The organism is Lunatimonas lonarensis, from assembly GCF_000390185.1.
GTDB classification, from domain to species: Bacteria; Bacteroidota; Bacteroidia; order Cytophagales; family Cyclobacteriaceae; genus Lunatimonas; species Lunatimonas lonarensis.
In genome coordinates this window covers 34376-51869 of sequence record NZ_AQHR01000061.1, presented here as the reverse complement: position 1 = coordinate 51869, position 17494 = coordinate 34376, and the positions used below count along the sequence as shown (strand labels likewise).

13 protein-coding genes and 1 other RNA gene are annotated in these 17494 nt (G+C 47.9%); 9 read left to right on the top strand and 5 right to left on the bottom strand.

Annotated features, from left to right (window positions below; all coding sequences use genetic code 11):
* Window position 1 precedes the first annotated feature (1 nt).
* The 6 genes from ccoN to ADIS_RS10395 all read left to right on the top strand — a co-directional run bounded on the left by ccoN (window position 2) and on the right by ADIS_RS10395 (window position 5909).
* Complete coding sequence (ccoN, locus tag ADIS_RS10420) at window positions 2–2131, top strand: cytochrome-c oxidase, cbb3-type subunit I (RefSeq protein ID WP_010854446.1); 2130 nt, start codon at window positions 2–4, stop codon at window positions 2129–2131.
* A 12-nt stretch (window positions 2132–2143) separates the two neighbouring features.
* On the top strand, window positions 2144–2335 hold the full coding sequence (locus ADIS_RS10415) for a hypothetical protein (protein WP_010854445.1): 192 nt from the start codon (window positions 2144–2146) through the stop codon (window positions 2333–2335).
* Window positions 2322–3245 carry a cbb3-type cytochrome c oxidase N-terminal domain-containing protein gene (locus ADIS_RS10410; RefSeq protein ID WP_010854444.1) on the top strand — a complete coding sequence of 308 codons (924 nt, stop codon included), beginning with the start codon at window positions 2322–2324 and terminating at the stop codon, window positions 3243–3245. Before ADIS_RS10415 ends, ADIS_RS10410 begins: the two co-directional genes overlap by 14 nt.
* A 58-nt stretch (window positions 3246–3303) precedes the next feature.
* Window positions 3304–4719 carry a cytochrome c oxidase accessory protein CcoG gene (gene ccoG, locus ADIS_RS10405; RefSeq protein ID WP_035805543.1) on the top strand — a complete coding sequence of 472 codons (1416 nt, stop codon included), beginning with the start codon at window positions 3304–3306 and terminating at the stop codon, window positions 4717–4719.
* A 61-nt stretch (window positions 4720–4780) separates the two neighbouring features.
* Window positions 4781–5206 (top strand): FixH family protein, encoded by a 426-nt coding sequence (locus ADIS_RS10400; RefSeq protein ID WP_010854442.1) that lies wholly within the window; start codon window positions 4781–4783, stop codon window positions 5204–5206.
* Between the two features lies 1 nt (window position 5207).
* Window positions 5208–5909, top strand: a complete 702-nt coding sequence (locus ADIS_RS10395; RefSeq protein WP_010854441.1) for a sulfite exporter TauE/SafE family protein — start codon at window positions 5208–5210, stop codon at window positions 5907–5909.
* An 18-nt stretch (window positions 5910–5927) separates the two neighbouring features.
* On the opposite strand, the gene hemN is transcribed toward ADIS_RS10395, so the two are convergent.
* Complete coding sequence (hemN, locus tag ADIS_RS10390; protein ID WP_010854440.1) at window positions 5928–7286, bottom strand: oxygen-independent coproporphyrinogen III oxidase; 1359 nt, start codon at window positions 7284–7286, stop codon at window positions 5928–5930.
* 115 nt (window positions 7287–7401) lie between these two features.
* Window positions 7402–8517, bottom strand: a complete 1116-nt coding sequence (ald, locus tag ADIS_RS10385; RefSeq protein WP_010854439.1) for an alanine dehydrogenase — start codon at window positions 8515–8517, stop codon at window positions 7402–7404.
* A gap of 332 nt (window positions 8518–8849) precedes the next feature.
* Between ald and ADIS_RS10380 the strand changes: the two genes are divergently transcribed.
* Window positions 8850–11264, top strand: coding sequence for an alpha-ketoacid dehydrogenase subunit alpha/beta (locus ADIS_RS10380; protein WP_010854437.1), 2415 nt, complete (start codon window positions 8850–8852; stop codon window positions 11262–11264).
* Window positions 11265–11309: 45 nt separating this feature from the next.
* Here the strand turns inward: ADIS_RS10380 and ADIS_RS10375 are convergent, their stop codons facing one another.
* A complete protein-coding gene (locus tag ADIS_RS10375; protein ID WP_010854436.1) occupies window positions 11310–11984 on the bottom strand; it encodes a hypothetical protein in 675 nt (224 codons plus the stop codon).
* A 76-nt stretch (window positions 11985–12060) separates the two neighbouring features.
* Here ADIS_RS10375 and ADIS_RS10370 point away from each other — a divergent pair, with 76 nt between their 5' ends.
* Window positions 12061–13059, top strand: coding sequence for an acyl-CoA synthetase family protein (locus ADIS_RS10370; protein WP_035805540.1), 999 nt, complete (start codon window positions 12061–12063; stop codon window positions 13057–13059).
* A gap of 185 nt (window positions 13060–13244) precedes the next feature.
* Here the strand turns inward: ADIS_RS10370 and ADIS_RS10365 are convergent, their stop codons facing one another.
* Both ADIS_RS10365 and rnpB read right to left on the bottom strand, forming a co-directional pair.
* On the bottom strand, window positions 13245–14402 hold the full coding sequence (locus tag ADIS_RS10365) for a sigma-54-dependent transcriptional regulator (protein ID WP_010854433.1): 1158 nt from the start codon (window positions 14400–14402) through the stop codon (window positions 13245–13247).
* A gap of 28 nt (window positions 14403–14430) precedes the next feature.
* An RNA gene (gene rnpB / locus ADIS_RS22320) (RNase P RNA component class A) lies at window positions 14431–14855 on the bottom strand.
* A 189-nt stretch (window positions 14856–15044) separates the two neighbouring features.
* Between rnpB and ADIS_RS10355 the strand changes: the two genes are divergently transcribed.
* Window positions 15045–17486 (top strand): TonB-dependent receptor, encoded by a 2442-nt coding sequence (locus ADIS_RS10355; protein WP_035805538.1) that lies wholly within the window; start codon window positions 15045–15047, stop codon window positions 17484–17486.
* The last annotated feature ends 8 nt before the right edge of the window (window positions 17487–17494 follow it).

Here is a 17494-nt window from a genome sequence, read left to right as displayed (position 1 = left end):
TATGTCAGGAACTACACTGGAACGGTTTAATTACGATAATAAAATCGTAAAATATTTCGGCGCGGCGACCATAATATGGGGGCTCGCCGGAATGCTGATCGGGGTCCTAGCTGCATTGCAGCTCTTTCTCCCCGAGGCAAATTTGGGCAATCCCTACACCACGTTTGGTCGGATTCGGCCTTTGCATACCAATGCAGTGATCTTTGCATTTGTCGGTAATGCAATTTTTGCTGGGATTTACTACTCCATGCCCCGCCTGCTAAAGGCTCCGATGTGGAACAAAACCCTAAGCTGGATCAATTTCTGGGGCTGGCAGGCGATCATCCTGTCTGCTGTAATCACGCTGCCGCTAGGCTTAACGACCTCAAAGGAGTACGCGGAGTTGGAGTGGCCGATTGACATCGCGATTGCCTTGGTTTGGGTGGCCTTCGGTGCCAATATGATAGGAACCCTGATCAAGCGCAGGGAGCGGCACATGTACGTAGCCATTTGGTTTTACTTGGCTTCGTTTGTCACGGTAGCGGTGCTGCATATATTCAATTCGCTGGCACTTCCCGTATCGTTCTTCAAAAGCTACTCGGCTTACGCCGGTGTGCAGGATGCGCTCGTTCAGTGGTGGTATGGTCACAATGCGGTGGCATTTTTCCTTACTACGCCGTTTTTGGGCCTCATGTACTATTACCTGCCCAAGGCGGCGAACAGACCGGTGTTTTCCTATAAACTTTCGATCGTTCACTTCTGGTCATTGATTTTCATCTACATCTGGGCTGGACCCCACCACCTTTTGTACACCGCACTTCCCGAGTGGGCACAGGTGCTGGGAGTGGCGTTTTCCGTGATGCTGATTGCGCCTTCTTGGGGCGGTATGGTGAACGGCCTTCTTACCTTGCGCGGAGCGTGGGATAAGGTAAGGGTAGATCCAGTTCTGAAGTTTATGGTGGTAGCCGTCACAGCTTATGGTATGGCAACTTTTGAAGGGCCTATGCTTTCGTTGAAAAACGTAAACGCCATCGCCCACTATACTGACTGGATCGTAGCCCACGTCCATATTGGAGGTTTGGGATGGAATGGCTTTTTAACGTTCTCCATTCTCTACTGGTTGTGGCCAAGAATGTGGAGAACCAATCTGTATTCGGTAAAATTGGCCAATACCCATTTTTGGATGGGTACCTTGGGCATACTCTTCTATGCGTTGCCCATGTATGTAGCGGCGCTAACCCAAAGCTTGATGTGGAAGGAATTCAGCGAAGCGGGCAGATTGGCGTATCCCAATTTTCTGGAGACGGTCATCCAAATCGTGCCCATGTACATGTTACGGGCACTGGGTGGTGTTCTGTACCTTTCTGGAGCCATACTGATGGTGTATAATTTGGTGAAAACAGCCAAGCAGGGTTCCTTTCAAGAGGAAGAGGCCGACGAGGCTCCAGCATTGGAGAAGCACGTGAGCGAGGGTGGCGAGTTCTGGCACAGAGCCTGGGAAAGAAAGCCTGTAATGTTTACGCTATTGGCCACGGTTGCTATTTTGATCGGAGGGGTGGTAGAAATCGTACCTACAATGCTCGTTAAATCGAATATTCCCACCATTAGCAGCGTGCAGCCCTACAGTCCGCTTGAACTTCAAGGCAGGGATCTGTATATATCTCATGGCTGCGTGGGGTGCCACTCACAGATGATCCGGCCGTTCCGTTCAGAGACTGAACGATACGGAGAGTATTCGAAAGCCGGTGAATATGTATATGATCGTCCCTTCTTATGGGGCTCTAAAAGGACAGGTCCTGATTTGCATCGAATTGGAGGGAAGTATCCTGACAGCTGGCATTATCATCACATGGTAGACCCGAGAAGCATGTCTCCGGGATCGCTGATGCCTCCGTATCCTTGGCTGGCTACCAATACCATGTCCCATAATGATCTTCCCGCAAAAATTCGGACCATGCAAAAGCTAGGGGTTCCCTATCCTGAGGGATATGATGAGGTTGCCCTACAGGATTTGCAAGCTCAGGCTGCCCAAATCGTGGCCAATCTGAAGGAAGCAGGCGTTGAAACCAGCCCTGATTCAGAAATGGTTGCCCTGATTGCCTATTTGCAACGACTGGGCACCGATATCAAAAAATCAACTGCATCCAAGTAACCGATTTCAGCCATGCACAAAGAACTATTAAGATCGATAGAGGGGATACAGATTTATCCCATTATCTCACTGCTCATTTTCGTCCTTTTCTTCACCGGTATGTTTATTTGGGTGATCAGAGTAGACAAAAGTTATGTGAATCATATGAAAAGCATGCCATTCAACGACGAACCAAAAAAAGAATCCAGCCATGAAAATGTTTAGGTATCTAATGCTAGCGGTGATGGGTTTGCTTTCGGGCATCCCCGCCTTTGCACAGGAATCAGAAATCCCATTTGTGCAGAACCTTGCCAAATTAGACAGTAGCGAGATAACGCTCCTGATTATTATGGCCGTTGTATTGTTGATTATTGTCGTACTAATGATCGTGATGATCTATCTGGTATCCTTCCTGAGAAAGGTGCTCAGCTTGGATAACCCGGAGTTGGCAGCAGAGCCTTCTTGGTGGGAGCAGTTTAACGAGCGGTATATCTCCGGAAAGATGAAACCTGTGTCCGAAGAAAAGGACCTGATGATGAGCCATAGCTACGATGGCATCGTAGAACTGGACAATTTCATGCCTCCCTGGCTCAAGTACCTGTTTTACGCGACGATCGTGTTTGGTGTGGTTTATGTGCTCAATTACTCCGTGCTGGGCATTGGAAAAACCCAAATCGAAGAATACGAGCAGGAGCTATATTTGGCATCGCTGGAAGCAGAAGCGCGTCAGGCCTTGGCAGTTTCCACCATTGACGAGACCAATGTGCAATTTGACGCTTCGGGGCCTTCCATAACAGCTGGGAAAGCTATCTACGACAACAATTGTGTGGCTTGCCACGCGATTGACGGCGGAGGCGGTGTAGGGCCTAACCTGACCGATGAGTATTGGATCCATGGCGGAAGCATTGAGGATATCTTTCGGGTAGTAAAGTATGGTGTCATTGAAAAAGGCATGATTCCCTGGGAAGACCAATTAAGCCCTGAGGAGATGCAGCAGGTTTCCAGCTATATCCTTACGCTGGTAGGTACTACTCCGGCCAATCCTAAAGCCCCTCAAGGCGACCGGTACGAGCAGAAAATAGAAGAACCGATCGACGCCCTTACGGAGGACGAGTTGGGTGTAGAGGAGGCCTGATTTGGGTAAATCCCCTCCGTTGGATAAACCGCGGAGGGGATTGAAAACATTAAACGAAATGAGCAAGAATAACCCACATATACAGCCCGAGCGGTTTAGGGATGCCTTGGCTACCGTTAAGGAGGATGGCAAGCGTAACTGGATCTATCCTAAAAAGGTATCGGGAAAGTTTTACAGGTGGCGTACTTACCTCTCTTGGGTGCTGCTTGCAGTCTTGTTTGCAGGACCATTTATTCAGGTAAATGGGCGCCCGTGGCTGTTGTTCAATATTTTTGAGCGAAAGTTCATTGTATTCGGAGCTGTCTTTTGGCCGCAGGATACGTATTTGCTTATTTTTTTGCTGCTTATATTCGTGCTATTCGTCATACTTTTTACCGTGGTGTTTGGTAGGGTGTTTTGTGGCTGGGCCTGTCCGCAAACCCTTTTCATGGAGATGGTTTTCCGAAAAATCGAGTATTGGATAGAAGGTGATGCCAATCAGCAGCGCAAGCTCAATGCGATGCCTTGGAATGGCGAAAAAATTCGTAAAAAGGGAGTGAAAATGACCATTTTTCTGCTCATTTCCTTACTGATCTCCCACACCGTGATGGCCTATCTGATCGGAATAGATCGTGTGATGGAGTTGGTGACGCAGTCACCTGCTGAGAATATGGCGGGATTTATTGGTTTGGTAGCGTTTACGGGGATTTTTCTTTTTGTATTTTCTTGGTTTCGGGAGCAGGCCTGCTTGGTCGTTTGCCCCTACGGACGTCTTCAGGGAGTTCTTTTGGATAATAATTCCATCAATGTGGCCTATGATTATGTGCGGGGCGAGCCTAGGGGAATGATCCGGAAAAATGAAGCAGCTTCCTCCCAGCCGTTGGGAGATTGTGTTGACTGTACACTTTGTATTCAGGTATGTCCCACCGGGATAGATATTCGCAATGGCGTACAGATGGAATGCGTAAATTGTACCGCCTGTATCGATGTGTGTGATGAGGTGATGGAAAAGGTAGACCGGCCAAAAGGGTTGATCCGGTATGCTTCGGAGACCAGTATAAAGGAGGGGTTTCAGAAGCTGGTCACATCCCGGGTCAAGGGATATACGGTTTTGTTATTGATTCTGATTTCCGCGTTTGTTACACTGTTGGCAACCCGGACAGACCTTGATGCGACGGTAACCCGGTTTCGGGGAATGACCTATCAAGAACGGGAAGCGGGAATCGTCAGTAATCTCTATGAGGTTACCTTTATCAATAAGACCTTTGATCGGCAGCAAGTCGCCCTACAGCCCGAGGACGACAGGTACCGTATAGAGCTGGTAGGGGATACCAATTGGAACCTCGAAGGGCAAACCAAGTTCGAGGGGCGGTTTTTTGTGACAAAGGAACAGGAGCAAATCCACGTAAACCAAGAGACGGTCACATTACTGCTTTTACAGAACGGTGAGGTGATCAAAAAAATAAAAACGAGTTTTGTGGGGCCGGTGAAATAGGGCGAATAGGATGGGTGCCGCTAGCACCTGCTTTTGATAACTGATTAATAAACGAAACGACATGGATTGGGGAAAAGGAATAGTTTTGACTTTCGTGGCATTTGCCACTATCATGATCAGCATGGTGACGATCTGCATGAAGCAAGATGACTTGCATCTGGTTACCAAAAACTACTATGAAGAGGAAATAAAGTACCAAGAGCACATAGACCGGGTGGATAATGCGGCGGCATTGGGGTTGGATGCCTTTACGTTTGATAGCCGGTCAAAAGCGGTTGACCTTCATTTGCCGGTAGGTGCTAAGGGTGAACTTCACCTTTTCAGGCCTTCCGATGCCCGACTGGATAAAAAATTGGCACTTGAAATCGTGGACGATGCCTCCCGCTACGTAGATCTGAAAGATTTAAAACCTGGTTATTGGCGTGTAAAGCTGACGTGGTCTGCCGAGGGTAAGTCCTATTTTCAAGAGGAGAAAATAACACTTTAGCATGATTTGGACGGCGTTGCTTCTTGGTTTTTTTGGATCCTTCCACTGCGTAGGAATGTGTGGTCCCATAGCTCTTGCCTTATCGGCAAGGGATCAGCAGCGCTATCTGGTTAATAAGTTGGCGTATAATCTGGGCAGGGCAATGACCTACGCATCGCTCGGAACTCTCGTTGGGTTGCTGGGGTTTTCCCTGGGACTTGCAGGATTGCAGCAGTGGCTTTCGGTATTTTTGGGGATCGTGATTGTATTTATGGCCTTTTTTTACAAGCGATCCGAACGCATTTTGGGAAATGCCGGATGGTTTGGATTGGTAAACAAATTGAAGCAACATCTCGGTTTTCAGCTTAGAAAACGTGGTTTTCCAGCGTTTTTTCTTTCCGGGATGTTAAATGGACTACTTCCATGCGGGATGGTGTACGTCGCGCTGGCGGCTTCGTTGGCACTTCAAAGCCCGCTGCAAGGTGCCGTTTATATGTTCGTATTTGGAGTCGGAACCATGCCGGTCATCGTGGTGCTTATGGTCTCTCAGGGCCTAGTGTCAGGCCAGGTAAAGAAAAGGATGCACAGCCTCCTGCCTTACATGGCCGTATTTATTGGATTGCTTTTTATCGTTCGTGGTTTGGGACTGGGGATTCATGTTCTAAGCCCCCAATTGACAAATGCCTCTACCCAGTCGGTGACTGAGATAACTATGTGTGAGTAGGCGGATGCAGAGGTTGGTTTAGATCGCTTTGCTAAAGCTAACCTGCTTCTTTTTCTGCATAGTTGGATCAAAGGTCATGCATATATTACGGATGAATGCAATGCCTTTTTCTCGGATGTAAATACCGCTTGAGTCAAAATCCAGCAAGTCTTCCTCCTTAAATACACCTAGAGGTGTCAGCCATTGAGTTCTCTCAAATGGCGAATAGCCAGAAGGCCAGCTGGCCTCATGGTTGCAGATGAGGGATAGTATCAATTGTTTGATACTCAAATCTTCGTCGGTCAACAGGTGACCTTTTGCAATGGTGGACTCCTGGTTTTCTACCAGGGATTTATAGGCAGCTATTTTCTTTTCATTTTGTGCATAGGCAAAGTACACATCGCTAATGGCGCTATTTCCCAGTCCGATCAGGATTTTGGAGGGCTGGGTGGTGTATCCCATGAAGTTCCGGTGCAAGGTCTTTGACGCTTTAGCGAGGTAAAGCGGATCTGTAGGCAAGGCAAAATGATCCATCCCCACTTCCAAGTAGCCCATATCGGCCAGTAAACAACGGCCTTGCTCATACAGCTCCCTTTTTTCGATTTCATTCGGAAGGTGTTTTTCAAAACTTCGCTGGGCAGGGAATGCCTCCGGAACATGGGCGTAGCTGTAAAAGGCTATCCGATCCGGTCTAAGGGTAGCGACTCGCTGAAAGGTGTCTTCGATGGAGGCCAAACTTTGGTGGGGGAGGCCATAGATCAGGTCGAAATTTATCGAGTTATAGCCTATTTTTCGGGCAGATTCAGTGACCTCTGCAACCTTTTCAAACGGTTGGATTCGGTGTATAGCTTTTTGCACGCTAACGTCAAAGTCCTGTATGCCGAAACTCACTCTGTTAAAGCCCACTTCGTGTAGGGCTGCCAAATGTTCTGCCGTGGTGTTATTCGGGTGCCCTTCAAAGCTGAACTCAGCGTCTGGGATAATATCAGACTGCGCGGTGAGGTGGTTTATTAATAGTTTGAGTGACTTAGGGGAGAAAAAGGTAGGAGTGCCCCCTCCCAAATGAATTCCTGCCAGCTTTGGACGAAACGGGAGGATTTTGGTATAGGCGTCCCATTCTTTCATGACCGAATAAATATAAGGAAGCTCTACTGCGTGGTTTACGGTTATGTGTTTGTTGCAGCCGCAATAGGTGCATAGGCTCTCACAATAGGGTAGATGAACATACAGCGTAATGCCCTCGATATCTCCGAAAAGGCGGTATGCTTTTTTTACAGCCTCACTCCAAGCGGTTTCAGTGAGGTTGTTTTTCCAAAAAGGAACCGGAGGGTAGCTGGTGTACCTGGGTGCGGGAACGTTGTATTTCTGAAGAAGTGAGGTGCTGTCGGCGGTTTGCATAATGATCCATAGTTTATCGGCAAATATCGTGGTGCCTTTATTTATTTTTTATGATAGCCGAAGCCCGATAAACTGATAAAAATCATAAAAAAAGCCCGAAAATCGGGCTTTGGACTTATTTTAAAAACGTTGATACCGGAGTGTGCGGTAGGCCAAATGTGTCGGCCACCGCTTTATAGACTACCTCGCCGTGAATGATATTCAGACCAAGCTCTAGATCCTGATGTTGTTTACATGCTTCCTTCCATCCTTTATCCGCTAATTCCAGCGCGTAGGGTAGTGTGGCGTTGGTCAGAGCCAAGGTAGAGGTATAGGGTACGGCCCCCGGCATATTGGCCACACAGTAGTGAAGGACTCCATCGATTACATAGGTGGGATCTTCGTGAGTGGTAGGTTTGCAGGTCTCGATGCAGCCGCCCTGATCCACCGCTACGTCCACCAATACCGATCCTTCGGTCATAAGAGACAGCATGTCCTTGGTAATGAGGTGCGGAGCCTTTGCGCCTGGAATAAGTACCGCTCCTACGACCAAGTCGGCTGTGGGCAGCAGTTTGCGTATGTTGAATTCGTTGGACATCATGGTTTTTACATTTGCAGGCATGATGTCGGCCAGGTACCTCATCCTTGGCAAGGAAACATCCAAAATTGTGACATCGGCTCCGAGTCCGGCAGCCATCCATGCGGCATGGGTTCCTACGATACCACCCCCCAGGATCAGTACTTTTGCAGGTAGGGTTCCGGGTACACCACCGAGCAGTATCCCTCTCCCACCCAGCGGTTTTTCAAGGTAATTGGCTCCTTTTTGGATCGCCATACGGCCTGCCACTTCAGACATGGGTACCAGCAGTGGAAGGCTTCTGTCCGGTTTTTCTACGGTTTCATAGGCTAAGCAAACAGCCTTGCTCTGAATCATAGCCTTAGCCAAGGGCTCGTAGGAGGCGAAGTGAAAATAGGTAAAAAGCAATTGATCCTCTTGGATCAGACTGTACTCCTCCTCGATGGGTTCTTTAACTTTTAGTATCATTTCTCCCACGCCGTACACGTCCTGTATGGTGGGCAGTATCTTCGCGCCACCTTGTTCATACTGCTGATCCGAAAACCCACTACCCAGCCCTGCTGATTGTTGTACAAATACCTGATGGCCACGCTTGGTAAGTTCTTTCGCGCCGGCGGGTGTCAAAGCTACCCGGTTTTCATTGTTCTTGATTTCCTTAGGAATCCCGATTTTCATTGTTTCTGTGTTAGGTGGTAAGTTGAGGGTAAATGTCGCTGTGTTATATGTGCTGGTGTTGGGCCGTACGACGGGGATTCCCCGAAGTGTCCTCCGTTCAACGTTAACAATAGGTTAACAAACGGTCAAATTCACCTCAAGTTGCCTCCGTGTCGTTTGGTTTCCAAATATAATATGGTTTTCATTTAGTATTTAGAACTTAAACAGAATTTTCACGTATTTCAGGATAAAAATATTCCAATCGTAAATTGGGAATGGTCACAATTTTCAGTATTTTTGGAACCATTGAGTTTTTGTTTTTAAATGCGAAATACACGTAAGTAGAATTTGGTATGGAAGAAACAACCACATCATATCGAAGGGAGAAGGTGGAAATAGATCGAGACCAGGTCGTTGAGGATTACCGATTGGCAATGCTCAGCCGCCATACCTCCTTGATGGGTAGGAAGGAAGTCTTCATGGGAAAGGCCAAGTTCGGTATTTTTGGTGACGGCAAGGAATTGGCGCAGATTGCGATGGCGCGATTTTTTGAGAAGGGGGATTTTAGGTCGGGGTACTACCGCGACCAAACCTTTATGATGGCCGTTGGAGAGCTTACTGTTGAGCAGTATTTTGCGCAGATGTATGCGCACACCAGCGTGGAGGCGGATCCCTCGTCAGCGGGCAGGCTGATGAACAGCCACTTCGCCACCAGGTCGCTGAACGCCGATGGATCCTGGCGTGATTTGACGCAAATCAATAATTCAACGGGCGATATTTCTCCGACCGCAGCTCAGATGCCGCGTTTGGTTGGACTTGCCTATGCCTCTAAACTATATAAGCAAAATCCCGATCTTCAATCTTTCCCGAAATTTTCCAAGGGTGGAAGAGAAGTTGCATGGGGTACAATTGGTAATGCGTCTACCGCCGAGGGGATGTTTTTGGAAGCTTTTAATGCAGCGGGAGTGCTCCAAATTCCTATGATCATTTCGGTGTGGGACGACGATTATGGGATATCCGTAACCAATGACTACCAAATTACAAAGTCAAGTATCTCCGAGGCACTTGAGGGGTTTAGGCGAACAGAAGAGAAGGCTGGCTATGAGATTTTTGTGGTGCGTGGCTGGGATTATGAGGCGTTGATGTCCACCTACCAACAAGCTGCGGCAATAGCCCGGTACGAACATGTGCCGGTGTTGGTTCATGTGGTTGAAATGACACAACCGCAGGGGCACTCCACTTCCGGTTCCCATGAGCGTTATAAGTCAAAGGAAAGACTGGAGTGGGAGGCTACCTATGATTGTATGCCTCAGTTTAGAGCCTTCATTATTCAGAACGGCCTGGCCACCGAAGAGGAATTGAATAAAATAGACCTGGAAACCAAACAGCAGGTGCGCCAAAGCAAGGACAAAGCCTGGAAGTTGTTTACTGAGTCGATCGCGCAGGATCTGAACCAAGCATTGAGTCTTCTGCGCAGGGCTGCCATGCGAAGCGGTCAGCGCGACCAGGTACTTCAGTTGGCCAAGGAGCTGTCCAAATTGATCAATCCGATTCGTATGGATGTGGTCAGTACTGTAAGACGGGCAATTTGGACCATGCGAACCGATCCGTTGGAGGTAAAGGCAGAGTTGCTGGCTTGGTACAGGGAGGAGCAGGAGAAAAACGAGGATCGGTATAGTAGCCACCTGTATAGTGAATCGGCCCACCGTGTCGAACTGGTGTCGGAAATTCCCGCAGTGTACAAAGAGGATGCTCCGTTGGTAGACGGAAGAGAGATATTACAAGCATGCTTTGACCATATGTTGACCAATAATCCCTTGGTGTTTGCCATAGGAGAGGATGTGGGCAAAATCGGAGATGTGAACCAGGCTTTTGCCGGACTTCAGGCAAAGCATGGAGAGTTGAAAGTAACCGATACGGGTATCCGCGAAATGACGATTATCGGTCAGGGAATAGGAACTGCCCTCCGCGGCCTTCGGCCCATTACCGAGATTCAATACTTGGACTACTTGGTCTATGCGCTAAATACACTGACCGATGACTTGGCCAGTCTCCATTACCGTACCAAGGGAGGGCAGAAAGCACCTCTGATCATCCGTACCCGCGGACACCGCCTCGAAGGCGTTTGGCATTCCGGGTCACCCATTGGGATGATTTTGGGATCCTTACGAGGGATTCTGCTCTGTGTGCCACGTAATATGACGCAAGCGGCGGGTATGTACAATACGCTTTTGCAGGCCGATGAACCAGCCGTAATGATAGAGGTGCTTAACGGCTATCGGATCAAGGAAAAGATGCCTGCCAATATTGGCGAGTTTCGTGTGCCGATAGGGCAAGCGGAAGTGATTCGGGAGGGTTCCGATATTACAGTGGTAACCTATGGCGCCATGTGCCGGATTGTGATGGATGCAGCGGTCATGTTAGAAGGTATGGAGATATCATTGGAAGTAATTGACGCCCAAACCTTGCTGCCCTTTGACAAAGGGCATTTGATCGGCAAGTCCATTGCCAAGACCAATCGCGTGATTTTTGCGGACGAAGATGTGCCTGGCGGAGCTTCTGCGTACATGATGCAGCAGGTTTTTGAATTTCAAAACGCTTATTATTCACTGGATTCCCAACCGGTTACCATCTCTGCAAAGGAACACCGTCCTGCCTACTCCTCAGATGGAGATTATTTTTCCAAACCCAGTGCAGATGATGTGGTAGAGGCAGCGTATAACATGATGCATGAAGCAAATCCACAAAAATACCCTGCCTTAATTTAATGGTACACTCTGCTCTCTAGGCGGGTTTGATGATGCCTCCTGGGGTTATCGTGATCGCCGTATTTGGGCCAAGGTGAAGTCTGGAGTTACCACCGGTTCACTGCGTTGTAACTGCCGGTCTTGGATTTGAACCTCAAGGCGAATGGTGTCATTACGGAATATCGAATTCCATCCAAGTGAAAGCATGCCATACCGAATTTGCCCCTCCACGGCCCTTTGTCGGTCATCTGTCAAAATCCGGGGAAATCGACCATTGAATGTAGTGAAGAAAGGTGGTGCCGACCAATCAAACTCGGTATATTGACCGCTACGTTTGATAAAGAACCGAACGAAAATATTGAAATAGTCCGGGTTTTCCTGTACCCAGATGGTGTCATTTACACGTACATTGTTGATCAGTGGGGAAATAACCCAATCCCTGTTGTTAAAAGAGGGGGCATTGGCAGGCCGGTTTCGGTAGGTGATCAGTTGGCCATTTTGGTCACGTGGATAGTTCAGTTCATTAAACGGAGGCTCTATGTCCCTTGGGTTTAGTCCCAAATCCCCCTCCCCATCCCTGAAGTTAACCGTGATGATCAGGGAATCCGCTTGATTGGTCTCTACGTACTCCAGGTTATTGAAGCTGATTTCCGGTCGGCTTGGGAAATCAACCGGAGGTGCAATGCAGGCATATGCAGCGACTAGCGTTAGGATGATATAGGAAACTTTTACTACCTTCATTTGCTTTAGAATTTTACACCGGCGCAGGCCTTCTTGTAAAGTTGTTTAAAAATAGGTCTTAACTGTTAAAATAACGATGAAATATTTCAAAAGTTTTTCGGAATCGCTTCTAACTATGAAGGATGATGATTTTGAAGAGATGGCTTTGAGACTCTTTAAACTACAAGCGGACGCAAACCCCATCTATAAAGCCTATTTACGGGCAAGACGGACGGAAGCAAACAAGGTAAAAGACCTAACTGACATACCGTTTTTGCCGCTTTCTTTTTTTAAGAACAACCCCGTTTTTTGCGGAAAGATAACAGAGGATTCTCCGTTTTTTTCAAGCAGCGGCACCACTGGTCAGATTACCAGCAAGCATTATTACTGGTCGGAGCCGTTTTATCAGGAGCATGCCAAGCGGATTTTTGAGCGTTTTTACGGGCCACTTGAGGGGTATCACCTGTTGGCACTGCTGCCTTCTTACCTGGAGCGGAGGGGCAGTTCGTTGGTCTGTATGGCCGATTTTTTTATTGGCGAAACCAAATCGGCCTATTCTGGTTTCTATTTGTATAACCATCGGGATCTGCTTGACACCATTCAAGTAGCTATCGAGGATTCCGACAGGAAAATATTGCTGTTGGGAGTGACCTTTGCGCTCTTGGATCTGGCAGAAGTAGCTATCGCACTCCCGGACGCATCCCGTCTTCTAGTGATGGAGACTGGGGGAATGAAAGGGAGAAGGAGGGAGATGATCCGGGAGGAGGTACATGGAAAGATCAAAACGGCGTTTGGTCTCGAGGCGGTTCACTCGGAATACGGTATGACCGAAATGATGTCCCAGGCCTATTCAAAAGGGGAAGGCAAATACGAGCTCCCTCCTTGTGTAAGGGTTTTGATCCGCGATCCCCATGATCCGTATTGCTATCAGGACAATAAAACAGGGGGCATCAACGTCATTGATCTAGGCAATTTCCATTCCTGTGCATTTCTGGAAACCCAGGATTTGGGCAGATGGGATGAACGTGGAAAGTTGGAAATTCTGGGCCGTTTCGATCATTCAGACCTTCGGGGCTGTAATTTAATGGTAAATTAATTTTGTGTTGCCTATAATATTATACATATTTGATCATAAAAAAATCACGCTATGCAAAAAGTAACTGTTCTTCTATTGTTGGTAGGCCTTCTAGCTGTGGGTGCCTGTGCGTCAAGCAAGCCTTGTCCTGCCTATGCAAAGTCGGAACCTGTAAAGGAGATAAGGGGATAGAAGAATGGCGGAGCTTAATAGCCCGCGTATTTTTTTACATCCTCTTCATTGATCTCTTGACTGCCAAGAATTACCAAGCGTTCCACAACGTTTCGTAGCTCTCGTATATTTCCTGTCCAAGGGTTTTGCTTCAGTTTGTCCAGGGCGGCAGGAGTCACTTTCTTCTTTACCGTGCCGTATTCGGAGGCTATCTCTGCCAAAAACTTCTCGACCAATAGGGGGAGATCCTCAATCCGATCCTTTAGGGATGGTACTTGGATTAGGATTACACTTAGTCGGTGGTAGAGATCTTCCCTAAACCGGCCCTCTTTGATTTCTGCTCTGAGGTCTTTGTTGGTGGCTGCAAGTACCCGAACATCTACCTGTATATCTTTGTCTCCACCTACGCGGGTGATCTTGTGCTCTTGTAGCGCGCGCAGAACCTTTGCCTGGGCAGAGAGGCTCATGTCCCCGACTTCATCCAAAAACAATGTGCCGCCGGTGGCCTGTTCGAATTTGCCCTGCCGTTGTTTGAGGGCTGAGGTGAAGGAGCCTTTTTCGTGACCAAACAATTCACTTTCGATCAGTTCTGAAGGAATGGCCGCACAATTCACGGCGATAAAAGGCCCTCCGGATCGGTTGCTTTTCGCATGTATCCAGTGGGCTACCAATTCCTTTCCGGTGCCATTTGGTCCGGTTATCAGGACCCGTGCATCGGTAGGGGCGACTTTTTCAATGGTTTCCTTTACCTGTTGGAGGGCATCTGAATTGCCCACCATATCCATTTTTTTGGACAGCTTCTTCTTCAGTACGGTCGTCTCCTGTACCAAGGTTTTTTTATCCAGGGCATTTCTAACCGTCAGTAGCAGTCTATTCAGGTCTGGAGGCTTGGGTACAAAGTCAAAAGCTCCTTTCTTAGTGGCTTCCACGGCGGTTTCAATGCTGCCATGGGCAGAAATCATAATAAACTGGGGCTGCCTATCCAGTTCGTTCACTTTGGTAAGCACCTCGATTCCGTCCATTTTGGGCATTTTGACATCGCAGAGGACCAAGTCCACTTCGTGTTTTTGGATCATTTCCAGTCCCTCCTCACCATCTTTGGCCTCAAGGATCTCGTATTTTTCGTATTCGAGGATTTCCTTTAAAGTGGCCCGGATGGCTTTTTCGTCGTCAATGATCAAAATTTTCGGCATGGTATGGATTGTTTTGAAGGTCGTAAAAAAAACGTGCAAGCCTGTAAGCCGGGTTCTGTCACCCTGGCAGGCTAAAGGTCTAAACCTGCTGCCAAGGGAGCTTGTCATTTATCTAGTCCCGACTTCGCAGTCGGGATCCATCGATCTACCCGTTCCGCATGAAAGCGAGCAACTCTCTGTGAGACAAAGTCTCCCGGCGGAACCTATTTGATCTTTCAACCCATAAGGTTTACCGTGCCTCCCCTGTCACCAACGGAGCGGTGGGCTCTTACCCCACCATTTCACCCTTACCCCTTGCCAGGCAGGGGGCGGTATATTTTCTGTGGTACTTTCTGTTGCGATGCCGTCACCAGCATCGCCCCTTCCCGTTAGGAAGTATGGCGCTCTATGTTGCCCGGACTTTCCTCCCCGTCTCGATCGGAATCGATCCGCAGCGACAAGCCAGCTTGCACGCTGCAAAAATAGCCGTTTTTGGGGATTTATTTCGTTCACAGCAGTTGAATATCACTTCTATTTCCAGTTGGGCCAGTATAGGAAATCTCAACCGATTGAAAAAATCTATCAATTACCCCGCCTTCTTATTTGGATTAAGTTTAAATAGCAAATACTTTTGTGTTGTTATTTAAACTTAATCTAAATCACATGAAAGTGTTGTTATCAATGTTGGCACTTGCTTTATCCCTGGTGCTTAGTTCTTCGGCAATGCCTGCGGTGGGAGATCCTGCCGCATTACCAAAGGAAGATGATAAGTTGGCAGTAATAAAGGGGATTATACGAGAGTCAGGAGGCGAACCTGTTCCCTTCGCCAACATTCAAGTGCTAGGAACCATCAGGGGAGCCGTAGCCGACATCAACGGGGAGTTTTCAGTCGTTAATTTGCCAAATGGTACATATGAGATAAAAATTTCGGCTGTAGGTTATCGGTCGGTTACAAGAACTGTAAATATTATCAATGGCGAAATTCAGGAATTAGAAGTTATTTTTTCTGAAATAGGCGTAGATATGCCCCATATTACCATTATTTCGAGTAAGGATAGGTTGTTTTCGAAAACCCCTGGCTCGGTCAATTACATCGACAGAAGGGAGTTGAATCTTGTAAACCCGATCAGCATCGCGGAAGCGCTACGTAGAACTCCAGGTGTCAACGTAGTAGAAGATGATCTTACCGGCATGCGTTTGAGCATGGGCATTAGGGGCTTGGATCCAAACATGAGCCGTTCGGTACTTATTATGGAAGATGGTGTGCCGGTAGCCTTGAATCCCTACGGAGAGCCGGAAATGTACTTTACGCCTCCGGTCGATCGAATGGAAGGCATGGAAATTCTAAAGGGGTCTGGTCAGATTCTCTATGGCCCTCGTACGGTGGGAGGTGTTGTCAATTTTATCACCGCCAATCCTCCTGAGTCGTCGCAGGGTCGATTGAATGTTCAAGGGGGACAGGGAGGCTACTTCTCCGGACTTTTCAATTACGGCAATACCGTTGGTAATACTGGATATCATGTTAGCTTACTAAGGAGAAGCGCAGAGAAACTGGGGCCAACGACTTTTGGGCTTACGGATTTAAACGCAAAGTTTCTTTTTGATTTAAGTGATCGATCTGAACTGGGGATGAAACTCGGGATCTATGATGAAACTTCCAATAACACCTACCTGGGAATGAATCAGCTAATGTTCGATCGAGGCCTGAATTTCTTCGAACCTTTGGCTCCGGATGATCGGCTGGATGTTCGACGACTTTCTCTGAGTTTTTCCCACAAATACCGAATCAGTGACAATGTCCGTTTGCGAACGATAGCTTACGGATATACGACCACTAGAAATTGGAGCAGGCAGGATTTTTCCGTAAACGCGACAAATACACCTCCTTCAAATTGGACTGGGAAATATTGGGGAGATCTGAATGTTCCCGGAGGAGCGATCTTTATGCGCGATGGTACCGGAAATCGGGATAGATCCTATGAGGTTATGGGCATTGAGCCAAGGTTAGAGGCAAACCACAATTTGTTTAATTTGAAAAATGAGCTAATCACTGGAGTACGGTTGCACCATGAGAAAGCACTTGTTCGTAGGATAAATGGCACCAAAGCCGGTGTCCGCAGTGGAGTCCTACGTGAAGATGAAGTCCGTACTGGCAATGCGTTCAGCGGTTACTTCCAAAACACAACCAACGTAACTGGCAAATTTGATGTAAATGTGGGCCTTCGGTATGAAAACTATGTGGCCGAGAGAGATATTTTGAGGGGCGTTTTTGGAGGAGTGGCTAGGGATACCGTTTTGGTTGGTACCAATGTGGTAAGCGAGTTTATTCCAGGTGCAGGGTTTAATTTCAGACCGACCACAAAAGTCAATATCTTTGGAGGGGCACACCGTGGTTTTGCACCGCCAAGGCTGCAGGATGCGGTGACGGGAGAGGGACAGGCGCTCGACCTCGATGCTGAGTCCTCCGTTAACCTAGAGTTGGGTGTTCGATCGCAGATTACCGGGTGGTTGTTCTTGGAACTCGCCGGCTTTAGAATGGATTTTAGCAACCAGATTATTCCAGTAGCCCAAGCTCTCGGTGGGGCTGGATTTGGGGTGGTAAATGCTGGGCGCACCTTACATGAAGGCATAGAGGCAATGATCAATGTGGATCTGTCGAAGCTAGTTGGGTGGGAAAGGACGAATTTGTTCTACGACGCAAATATCACCTACACAAATTCGGTATTCGGGGCAGATCGGATAATCAACGATGTCAATGTACGCGGTTTCAGAACCCCTTACGCCCCCGAATGGTTGGTAAACACCGCGGTCACGCTGGAAACAGAAATGGGTTTTGGTGGCAGGGTTACGCTAAACCACGTCGGACAGCAGTTTACCGACCAACTTAGTACCGTTCAGCCTCGATTTGATGGGCGTATAGGATTGATGCCCGCCTTTACGACGGTGGACGTCACCTTGATGTATGATGCCAAAAAATGGAATTCCCGGTTTAATCTGACTGTAAAGAATCTGACAGATGAACGTTACATCGCATCTAGAAGACCGGAGGGTATAAGGCTGGGTTTACCCCGTTTTGTAACGGCTGGGTATGAATTCAGATTTTAATTGGGAAA

Bases quoted from the DNA above. Each gene is read 5' to 3' on its own strand.
- ccoN (WP_010854446.1), top strand. From the start codon at position 2: ATGTCAGGAACTACACTGGAACGGTTTAATTACGATAATAAAATCGTA.
- ADIS_RS10415 (WP_010854445.1), top strand. From the start codon at position 2,144: ATGCACAAAGAACTATTAAGATCGATAGAGGGGATACAGATTTATCCC.
- ADIS_RS10410 (WP_010854444.1), top strand. From the start codon at position 2,322: ATGAAAATGTTTAGGTATCTAATGCTAGCGGTGATGGGTTTGCTTTCG.
- ccoG (WP_035805543.1), top strand. From the start codon at position 3,304: ATGAGCAAGAATAACCCACATATACAGCCCGAGCGGTTTAGGGATGCC.
- ADIS_RS10400 (WP_010854442.1), top strand. From the start codon at position 4,781: ATGGATTGGGGAAAAGGAATAGTTTTGACTTTCGTGGCATTTGCCACT.
- ADIS_RS10395 (WP_010854441.1), top strand. From the start codon at position 5,208: ATGATTTGGACGGCGTTGCTTCTTGGTTTTTTTGGATCCTTCCACTGC.
- hemN (WP_010854440.1), bottom strand. From the start codon at position 7,286: ATGCAAACCGCCGACAGCACCTCACTTCTTCAGAAATACAACGTTCCC.
- ald (WP_010854439.1), bottom strand. From the start codon at position 8,517: ATGAAAATCGGGATTCCTAAGGAAATCAAGAACAATGAAAACCGGGTA.
- ADIS_RS10380 (WP_010854437.1), top strand. From the start codon at position 8,850: ATGGAAGAAACAACCACATCATATCGAAGGGAGAAGGTGGAAATAGAT.
- ADIS_RS10375 (WP_010854436.1), bottom strand. From the start codon at position 11,984: ATGAAGGTAGTAAAAGTTTCCTATATCATCCTAACGCTAGTCGCTGCA.
- ADIS_RS10370 (WP_035805540.1), top strand. From the start codon at position 12,061: ATGAAATATTTCAAAAGTTTTTCGGAATCGCTTCTAACTATGAAGGAT.
- ADIS_RS10365 (WP_010854433.1), bottom strand. From the start codon at position 14,402: ATGCCGAAAATTTTGATCATTGACGACGAAAAAGCCATCCGGGCCACT.
- ADIS_RS10355 (WP_035805538.1), top strand. From the start codon at position 15,045: ATGAAAGTGTTGTTATCAATGTTGGCACTTGCTTTATCCCTGGTGCTT.